The sequence below is a fragment of the Rhodococcus sp. NPDC057014 genome (genome assembly GCF_042673295.1).
Lineage (GTDB): Bacteria > Actinomycetota > Actinomycetes > Mycobacteriales > Mycobacteriaceae > Rhodococcus_F.
In genome coordinates this window covers 19,718-27,602 of record NZ_JBHUSF010000096.1, presented here as the reverse complement: position 1 = coordinate 27,602, position 7,885 = coordinate 19,718, and the positions used below count along the sequence as shown (strand labels likewise).

Here is a 7,885-nt window from a genome sequence, read left to right as displayed (position 1 = left end):
CGACTCGCGTCGTGTGGGTGGGCTTACGTATCGACTTCGACCGCTCCGGCTACCGGTCCGGTTCCTCCGGAAGCGCTGCCACCGCCTCGGCGAACATGCGGAACGGGGCGTGGATCGACAATTCGGAGATCCACGCGGCATGCGGTGTGATGACCAGGTTCGGTGTGGAGGACAGCGGATGCCCGTCGACGGGCGGTTCGGTTGCGAGCACGTCGACCGCGGCCCCCGCCAGGTGCCCGGAGCGCAGGGCGGCGTCGAGGGCCGCTTCGTCGACGATTCCCCCGCGAGAGACGTTGACCAGAAAGCTGCCGCGCCGCATGCAGCGCAGCGCCTCTGCGTCCAACCGTCCCCGCGTCTCGTCGCTCAGCGGCAGGTGCACGGACAGCACGTCGCTGGTGCCGATCAGCTCGTCCCAGCCCACCTGTGTGTACGCCGGGAAGCCGTCGCCGATCGGCCCGCGCGAATGTATCTGCACCCGCATGCCGAGGGCGTGTGCGCGGTGGGCGACCGCCCGCCCGATTGCACCGAAACCCCAGATTCCCAGTGTCGCACCACGAACGGAGCGGGGCGGGGGTGTGCCCACCGTCCAGCCGCCGAGGTGAACCGACCGGTCGAGGCGGTGCGTCTGGCGCAGGATCCCCAGGACGAGCGCCGTGGTGTGGTCGGCGACCTCGTCGGTGCAGTAGTCGGGAGCGTTCGTGACCGTGATCCCGCGACGGCGCGCCTCCTCGACGTCGAGGTGGTCGGTGCCGACCGACGTCGCGGCGAGCAGCCGTAGATTGGGGACCCGATCCAACTCCTCCGGCCCGACCTGAGCGGTCTCCGGATTCACGGCCATCGCGACCACGTCGTCACCTCGTGGGAGGTGCGGCAGCACGTCGAGAATCCAGAGGTCCGGCAGCAGGGCGGGATCGGCGACGAGCGTACCGACCCCGTCCACCACCACGGCACGGCGTTTCGTCTCGTGTGTCATCTCAGGACCTGTAGTCCGGGGCGATCCGATCGACCAGGCGCAGCAGGGCGGACCAGGCGAGGTCCCAGTTGTCGCTGTTGTCGTGGTCATCGGCGGAATTTTCGTTGTTCAGTTGCCGGGCGGTGTGCTCGCACACCTCCGGCGACGGAACGATCAGTTCCTGGCCGGTGGACTGCGCGGCGACCTGCATCTCGCATGCCCGCTCGAGGTAGAACATGCGCAGGAACGTGCGGCGCGCGCTGTCACCCACCGTCAGGAGTCCGTGGTTGCGGAGGATCATCGCGTTCTTGTCGCCGAGGTCTTCCACGAGCCGGACCTTCTCCGCGTCGTTGAGTGCGACACCCTCGTAGTCGTGGTACGCGATCCGGTTGTAGAACTCCATCGACGTCTGGTTGATCGGCTGGAGGCCGCCCTTCTGCGCTGCCACCGCACAACCGTTGCGCGAGTGGGTGTGGAGCACGCAGTGCGCGTCGGGCCGGGCGGCGTGGATGGCACTGTGGATGACGAATCCGGCCGGGTTCACCCGGTACTCCGACGGGGTGAACAGTTCGCCGTCGAGACCCACCTCCACGAGGTTCGACGCGGTGATCTCCTCGAACAGCAGTCCGTACGGATTGATGAGGAAGCGGGGTTCCTCGCCCGGAAGTCGCTGCGAAATATGACTGAAGATGAGGTCGGTCATCTTGAAGTGCGCGACGAGGCGGTACACGGCCGCCAATTCGACGCGCAGGTCCCATTCGGTCCGGTCCCGCGCCGCGGCGGGGTCGGACACGGGAATCTGCTGCTCTGCTGTGCTCATGACGACTGTTCCTTCTGTGGTTCGAGAGTGAATGTCAGTGCTTGAGGCCGTCTTCGACAACACTCCATCGCGGTGCGAGGACGCCGCCGGCGAACGCGACCGCGCCGATGGCCACGAGAATGATCGCCGCGGGCCAGAGGTGGTCGCCGGTCACGGTCAGCACGGCGGTCGCGATCAACGGGACACACCCGGATACCAGGCCGGCGTTGTTCGACGAGACGGCCACGCCGCTGTACCGCACCTTCGCGGGAAACAGACTGGTGAGCACGGCCCCGCTGACGGCGTACGGATAGGACACGGCGGCAACGCCCACGCTCATCCCGAGTACGACGAGCACGGGGTGCGCAGTGCCGATCGCCCAGAAGATCGGGAAGGCGAGGACCATGGTGGCGACGGCACCTCCGATCACGACGCGGCACGAACCGAATCGCGAACCCCAGCGTCCGCCGGAGATGATGACGGGTATCTCGATCGCCGCCGCGATGACGGTCGCGAGCAGAAGCATCGACGCTTCCAGGCCGAGCACGCGTTTGCCGTAGCTGATGACGAACGTCGTGATCAGGTAGAAGCCGCCCGCGCCGATGAGCATGACGGATGCACCGACGAGCAGCTGTCGCCACGCGCCGACGAACACCTGGCGCAGGGGTGCCTCCGCGACGGCGTCCTCCTCCTGCAAGGCCTCGAATTCGGGCGACTCCTCGAGCTGACGGCGGATCAGGATGGACACCCCCAGCAACGGCAGGGCCAGCAGGAAGGGGATGCGCCACCCCCACGAATCGAAGACGTCCTCCGTCAGCAGCGCCGACGTCAGGAAGAACGCGCCCGAGGACATGATCGTGCCGACCGGGGATCCGAGCTGCGGAATGGACGCGTACTTCGCGCGTTCCTCCGGCGACGAGTTCTCGGCGGCGATCGTGACGGCACCGCTCCACTCCCCTCCGACGGCGAGTCCCTGCAGCACGCGCAGCACGATGAGTGCGATCGGCGCGATGACCCCGATCGAGTAGTAGTTGGGCAGCATGCCGATCAGCACGGTGGCGACGCCGATACCGACGATGGTCGTCATCAGAATCTTCTTGCGACCGACCCGGTCGCCGAGCCATCCGAAGAGCAGTCCCCCCACCGGGCGCGCCACGAATCCGACCGCGAGTGTGCCGAACGACGCGAGCGTCGCCGTCAGCGCGTTGTCGTTGACGAAGTACTGCACGTTGAACACCAGCGCGGCGGCCGTGGTGAACAGAAAGAAGTCGTACCACTCCATCGCCGTTCCCACGAATGCGGCGAACGCCACGCGCCGGGACGTGTCTCGTGGGATCGGGGTCGGGGGGCCGACCTGTCGGGTTGCCGAGGGGCTCATGGTGGTGCTCCGAATGTCGCGGGTACAGGGCAGGAAAGTCCAGTTGGGGTGTCATCCAGTTGGGGTGTCATCAATGAAACCGCACCCGGGAGCGGGAGGAAATCGCTATCTGCCTCGAGGAAGAGCAGGATTATTGTGTATGTGCATAATGTGACGGCGAGGGAGCAACGTCGTCGGCGAGCTTTCCCAGGTGATTCGTCCACTGCGACAACAGCCGATGAGCGAATCTCCAACCACGTGTTACTCCGGTGCGCGAATCGGAGATCTCGACGAAACGTGACCGCAAACTCAGGCGAAAGGACCCTGCCGTGAGAAACCTCGCCAAGCGGAAACAGGAGACACTGCCTCGCTGGCGCGAGTTGATCGTCGGCGCCATGCGCAACACCGACGATCTGGCCACTGCCTTCCTCGACCGGCTCGACACCGTCGAGGGATATCGATCCGGTCTGGTCGACCGGGAGGGTCTGCGCGATTCCGCCCGCGAATCGATTCGGCTGATCCTCGAAGCCGTCACCGCAGGCGCGACGACAACCCAGCTCAGCTCGCTCCCCTCCGAACTGGGTCGATTGCGCGCCCGGCAGGGGATTCCCGTCGAGGATCTGGTGACCGCGGTCCGTCTCGACTTCGGCATCATCTGGTCGGCGCTGCTGTGGCGCGCGAACTCGGCGGACATGGCGGTTCTCGCGTTGCACGTCGACAGCCTGTGGACCGTGGTCGACGACTACGCTCGCGCCGTCCACCAGAGCTATCTCGAGGAGAAGGCCGCGATGGCCGCCTTCACCCGCGACGAGCAGCAGACGTACCTGGCGGAACTGTTCGGGCCGGCAGGCCTCGTGCCCAGCAAGCTCGAGCAGATCGCCCGGGCCCTGAAGGTCGACGCCGATGCCACGTTCCGGGTCGTCGTCGTGGATCCCGAAGCGTCCCAGGCAGTGCACAGAATCGCGAATACCCTCGCGGCCGGCGGCGAACAACTCTTCGTGCTGAATCAGTCCGGCCGCGTGGTGGTTCTGTGGCCCGCACCGCGGACACCCACCCGGGGGCTCGAGACGCAGCACCGGCAACTGCGGGACGTCGCCGGCGGCATGGTCGCGGCGGTGCCCGGACTCACCGCGGTACCGGCCGCCGCGAACACCGCTCACGAGATCTTCCGGACGATCCGCCCCGACGAGCACGGCCTGACGACGCTCACGGACGCGTGGGCCCGGGTCACCAAGGGCCGACTGGACGATCAGACGGACTTCTCGGCGCACCTGCTGTCCGGGCTCGCGTCGATCACCGACGAGGAACGCGAGCGCATCGTCGAGACCGTTCGCGCCTACCTGTCGACGGGTAGCGTCACCGACACTGCGGCGCAATTGTTCTGCCACCGCAACACGGTGCTCAACCGGCTCGGCAGGTTCGAGAAACTGACGAGCCTGAACGTCACCGTGCCCGAACAGGCCGCGCTGGCGCTACTCGCGCTGGCATGACTGCGTTTGGAGTGTCGATCTTCATCCAAGATGGGCCACTGTCCTCTCGCGGGGAGGCTCGACATCACCGCGTACTCCGCTCTTAATCCTCGACCTATACACCCGGAATGTCGGAGATACGGACGTCGTCGGCGTTCAGATCTCGCAGCACCTCGGCGCGAACCGAATCGAGGTAGCCGATGTGAGTCGCGAACGCCGCCCGCGCCTGTGCCGGGTCGCCGGTGGCGATCGCCTGATACATCCCCTCGTGCTGCTCCATCACCAGTCGTCGATCCAGTCGATCGACGAAGACACGGTTGGTGACCGGGCGGATCAGGTGCACCGAGGTCATCGCCAACTCCAGGATCGGATTGTGCGCCGCTCGCGTGATCGCGGTGTGGAACTCGAGGTCCAGCCCGAGCCACTCCTCGATGTCCATCTCGAAATCTCGCGACGCCATGACAGGCCGGTGAATGGCCCCGAGGTCTTCCTCGGTGTGGCGCTGGGCCGCCATCGCGACACTGAACTCCTCGAGCACCCGACGTGCTTCGTCCACGTCGTGCACCGTGACGTCGCCGGCGCGGAACCAGAGGCGGATGGCGTCGCCGAGCAACTCGGCGATGTCGTCGGAGTTCGGGACCGCGACATACGTGCCGCCCCCGACGCCGCCACGGACCGACGTGAGCAGTCCCGTCGCGGTCAGAAGTTTGAGCGCCTCACGCGCGGTGTTGCGTGACACGTCGAACGTGTCCGCGAGGTCGAGTTCGGTGGGCAGCCGCTCCCCGGGAACCCAGACGCCGTCGGCTATCGCCGATCTCAGCTGCTTGGCGATCTGCCCCGAGGCGTCCTTGCGGGTCAGCGCCTTCGGCCTGAACGCTCGATCCATTGCGGGAGACCTCTCTGTTGCCTGACGTTGTGCTCTGCATTACAGTAACGCCCAACGTTCAAAGTCCAACATTGAACGTTGACCTTTTCGTCGGCACCCACAGCGACAAGTGCAAACCACCACCCCGGCCTGCGCGCCGGCCCACGGAAGTGACCACAGATGAGCCTCGACTGGGATATCCAAGAAGCCACCATCGACAGCGTTCAGCAGGCCTATCGCGACGGCACCGCAACTGCGCGCGCCGTCGTGCAGGCATATCTCGACCGCATCGCCGCCCTCGACCAGGACGGGCCCCGGCTGAACTCGATCATCACCGTGTCCGACACCGCCCTCGACGACGCCGACGCACTCGACCGCTCCTTCGGTGCTGCCGGGGAGTTCGCAGGGCCCCTGCACGGAGTACCCGTCCTGGTCAAGGATCAGGCCGTGACCGCGGGGATACGCACCACCTTCGGCAACCAGAACGCCGCGAACTACGTGCCCGACGAGGACGCAACCGCGATCAAGAAACTCAAGGCCGCGGGCGCGATCATCCTCGGCAAGACGACGATGCCCGACTTCGCCACCTCGTGGTTTTCCACCTCCTCCGTCTCAGGGGTTACCAAGAACCCCTACGACCTGACCCGGGACCCGGGCGGATCCAGCAGCGGCTCCGGAGCCGCCATCGCGGCAAATCTCGCCCTCGTCGGCATCGGCGAGGACACCGGGGGCTCGATCCGCCTCCCCGCCTCGTTCTGCAACCTCGTCGGCTTGCGTGTCACACCCGGCATGATCAGCCGCACCGGCATGTCGCCCCTCGTCGTACCGCAGGACACCGCGGGACCCATGACCCGAACCGTGACCGACGCCGCCAAACTCCTCGACGTCCTGGTCGGCTACGACCCCACCGACGACTTCACCTCGGTGGCGCGCCATCATCGCCACTCCGGTTCCTTCGCCGAAAGCATCAAGAGCGCCACCGTGACTGGCAAGCGGATCGGCATCCTGCGCAGCGCATTCGGCGACCCGATCGACGACGCAGGAGCAGCCGTCAACGACGTCATCGACAACGCGCTCGAGGAACTCGCCGCTGCCGGGGCCGAACTCGTCGACATCGAGATCCCGAAGCTCGATCACTACGTCTCGTTCACCTCCCTCTACTTCACCCGCTCCCGCAACGACATGAACCAGTTCTTTGCCGAAAACCCCCGGATCGGCATCGCCAGCGTCGACGAGGTGCGTCGAGACGGCACCTACGACCCACACCTCGACCTGTTCGAAGGCATCACCGACGGCCCAGAGGACCCCAAATCCGATCCCGACTACCTCGACCGTGTCCTCGCACGCGAAGAATTCGCCCGGACCGTCACAGCACTGTTCGTCGAACGCGCCCTGGACGCCGTCGTCTTCCCCGACGTGAAACTCCCAGCACCCACGCACGACGACGTACTCGGCGGCCGCTGGACATGCCTGACGTATCCGACCAACACCGTCATCGCGTCCCAACTGCACTTCCCCGCAGTCTCGGTCCCGGCGGGCTTCACCGCAGACGGACTCCCCGTCGGCCTGGAGATCATGTCCACCCGCTTCGAAGAAACAACCCTCCTGCAGATCGCGCGCGGGGTCGAACGGGTCCTCGGCGCCCGCCGGGCGCCCGCACTCACCGGCGGTCCGACAGGAACGGGCGCCTGATGTCCATCACCCTCAACGCGGACATGGGCGAAGCCTTCGGCATCCACACCTTCGGCAACGACACCGCCCTGCTCGACTACGTCGACACGATCAACGTTGCCTGCGGAATGCACTCCGGGGACCCGAGCACCATGGCACGAACGGTCACAGCCGCACTCGACGCGAACGTCACCATCGGCGCTCACCCGGGCCTACCCGACCTGACGGGGTTCGGGCGTCGAGAAATGATACTGACCGCGGACGAAACCCGGGATCTGATCCGGTATCAAGTCGGAGCCCTTACCGCCTTTCTCCACGCCGCGGGCGCTCCGCTCCACCACATCAAACCGCACGGCGCGCTCTACGGAATGCTCTCGCGCAACGAAGAATTGATGGAATCCGCCTGTGACGTCGCCGAACAGTACGGCGTCCCGATACTCGGCCTCCCCCACACCGCGCACCAACGCGTCGCCGAACGCCGCGGTGTGGAATTCGTCGCCGAGTTCTACGTCGACCTCGACTACAACGACGACGGCACCATCATCGTCAACCGGACCGCCACCCACCACGACCTCACCCACATCGAAGCCAAAGCACGCCGGGCACTTGTCGACGGCAAGACGACATCGATCCGCGGCACCGAAATCGACGTCACCGTCGAATCACTCTGCATCCACTCCGACCTCCCAAACGCACCCGACGTCGCCGCGCGCATCCGCCAACTACTCGACGAACACCAAGGGAGCACCACCACCACGGTCTGAGCGCGCAC

At 66.1% G+C, this 7,885-nt stretch carries 7 protein-coding genes; 3 read left to right on the top strand and 4 right to left on the bottom strand.

From position 1 onward, the window contains the following. Positions 1-49 precede the first annotated feature (49 nt). From ACFTZB_RS20070 to ACFTZB_RS20060, 3 genes are read right to left on the bottom strand one after another with little or no spacing between them, the layout of a single operon-like run. Complete coding sequence (locus ACFTZB_RS20070) at positions 50-973, bottom strand: C-terminal binding protein (protein WP_378433696.1); 924 nt, start codon at positions 971-973, stop codon at positions 50-52. 1 nt (position 974) lies between these two features. Continuing rightward, positions 975-1,772, bottom strand: coding sequence for a class II aldolase/adducin family protein (locus tag ACFTZB_RS20065; protein WP_378433695.1), 798 nt, complete (start codon positions 1,770-1,772; stop codon positions 975-977). Between the two features lie 34 nt (positions 1,773-1,806). Then, complete coding sequence (locus tag ACFTZB_RS20060; RefSeq protein WP_378433694.1) at positions 1,807-3,129, bottom strand: MFS transporter; 1,323 nt, start codon at positions 3,127-3,129, stop codon at positions 1,807-1,809. Positions 3,130-3,437: 308 nt separating this feature from the next. Between ACFTZB_RS20060 and ACFTZB_RS20055 the strand changes: the two genes are divergently transcribed. Beyond that, positions 3,438-4,598 carry a PucR family transcriptional regulator gene (locus tag ACFTZB_RS20055; RefSeq protein ID WP_378433693.1) on the top strand — a complete coding sequence of 387 codons (1,161 nt, stop codon included), beginning with the start codon at positions 3,438-3,440 and terminating at the stop codon, positions 4,596-4,598. Positions 4,599-4,692: 94 nt separating this feature from the next. Here the strand turns inward: ACFTZB_RS20055 and ACFTZB_RS20050 are convergent, their stop codons facing one another. Continuing rightward, the gene (locus ACFTZB_RS20050; RefSeq protein ID WP_378433692.1) at positions 4,693-5,463 is read right to left on the bottom strand and encodes a FadR/GntR family transcriptional regulator; all 771 of its coding nucleotides are present in this window, start codon (positions 5,461-5,463) and stop codon (positions 4,693-4,695) included. 159 nt (positions 5,464-5,622) lie between these two features. On the opposite strand from ACFTZB_RS20050, the gene ACFTZB_RS20045 reads away from it, so the two are divergent. Beyond that, positions 5,623-7,134 carry an amidase gene (locus ACFTZB_RS20045; protein ID WP_378433691.1) on the top strand — a complete coding sequence of 504 codons (1,512 nt, stop codon included), beginning with the start codon at positions 5,623-5,625 and terminating at the stop codon, positions 7,132-7,134. Beyond that, positions 7,134-7,877, top strand: a complete 744-nt coding sequence (locus ACFTZB_RS20040) for a 5-oxoprolinase subunit PxpA (protein WP_378433690.1) — start codon at positions 7,134-7,136, stop codon at positions 7,875-7,877. The genes ACFTZB_RS20045 and ACFTZB_RS20040 overlap by 1 nt, the downstream gene beginning before the upstream one ends. Positions 7,878-7,885: the final 8 nt, after the last annotated feature.

What these genes read in the sequence shown, in the direction of transcription:
- ACFTZB_RS20070 (WP_378433696.1), bottom strand. Translation starts at nt 973, where the DNA reads ATGACACACGAGACGAAACGCCGTGCCGTGGTGGTGGACGGGGTCGGT.
- ACFTZB_RS20065 (WP_378433695.1), bottom strand. Translation starts at nt 1,772, where the DNA reads ATGAGCACAGCAGAGCAGCAGATTCCCGTGTCCGACCCCGCCGCGGCG.
- ACFTZB_RS20060 (WP_378433694.1), bottom strand. Translation starts at nt 3,129, where the DNA reads ATGAGCCCCTCGGCAACCCGACAGGTCGGCCCCCCGACCCCGATCCCA.
- ACFTZB_RS20050 (WP_378433692.1), bottom strand. Translation starts at nt 5,463, where the DNA reads ATGGATCGAGCGTTCAGGCCGAAGGCGCTGACCCGCAAGGACGCCTCG.
- ACFTZB_RS20045 (WP_378433691.1), top strand. Translation starts at nt 5,623, where the DNA reads ATGAGCCTCGACTGGGATATCCAAGAAGCCACCATCGACAGCGTTCAG.
- ACFTZB_RS20040 (WP_378433690.1), top strand. Translation starts at nt 7,134, where the DNA reads ATGTCCATCACCCTCAACGCGGACATGGGCGAAGCCTTCGGCATCCAC.